The following is a 325-nucleotide window of genomic DNA, read 5'->3' as shown; positions in this document are numbered from 1 at the left end:
TCTGTTATTGATGGCGACAACCTGAGCCACGGCGAAGTTGTTGACGGCGGCGGTATGGACACCGGTGGAGACACTGGCGGAGATACCGGCGGCGACACGGGCGGTGATACCGGTGGCGACACGGGGGGGGATACTGGCGGTGGCAGGGACCCCGGCGGCGCCCATGGCGGAGATTCCGGCGGCGTCACTGGCGGTGATACCGGTGGCGACACTGGTGGTGAGACAGGCGGTGACACTGGTGGTGATACAGGCGGTGACACCGGTGGCGATACTGGCGGTGGCGTGGACCACGGCGGCGACCATGGTGGAGATACCGGCGGCGACA

The 325-nt window shown here is 67.4% G+C and carries 1 protein-coding gene; it reads right to left on the bottom strand.

Annotated elements, in window-relative coordinates; translation table 11 throughout:
* The coding region (locus ACFWW2_RS16645; RefSeq protein ID WP_393929764.1) for a hypothetical protein at positions 1-325 on the bottom strand (325 nt) is incomplete at both ends.

The organism is Yoonia sp. R2-816, from assembly GCF_046762905.1.
Classification (GTDB): domain Bacteria; phylum Pseudomonadota; class Alphaproteobacteria; order Rhodobacterales; family Rhodobacteraceae; genus Yoonia.
The sequence above is the reverse complement of the archived record's forward strand: the minus strand, read 5'-3'. Positions and strand labels throughout refer to the sequence as shown.